A 318-nucleotide genomic window follows, 5' to 3' on the forward strand; every position below is an offset into this window, starting at 1 on the left:
ATCTGTCTCTCTCACCCTGCCGATTACCCGCGAAGCCGTGGCCGACCTGGAAGCCGGCGTCCACGTACTGCTCTCGGGCCCGGTCTACACCATGCGCGATGCCGGCCACGAGCGCGCCCTCCAATGCCTGCAGGACACCGGCCGTCTGCCCTTTGATCTGGAAGGCGCCACCTTGTTCTACGCCGGCCCCACGCCCGCAGCCGCAGGGCGCCCCTTGGGCTCGGTGTGCCCCACCACCGCCAGCCGCATGGACTTCGCCACGCCCCAGCTGTTCGAGGCCGGCATCGTGGCCTGTATCGGCAAGGGCAAGCGCAGTCC

General features: G+C 69.5%; 1 protein-coding gene. It reads left to right on the top strand.

The window, feature by feature from the left end; all coding sequences use genetic code 11:
- Positions 1 to 318 (top strand): fumarate hydratase C-terminal domain-containing protein (locus PZH32_RS12280; protein WP_275208532.1); only part of this gene is annotated, 318 nt, incomplete at both ends.

Source organism: Adlercreutzia equolifaciens (genome assembly GCF_029076695.1).
GTDB classification, from domain to species: domain Bacteria; phylum Actinomycetota; class Coriobacteriia; order Coriobacteriales; family Eggerthellaceae; genus Adlercreutzia; species Adlercreutzia equolifaciens_A.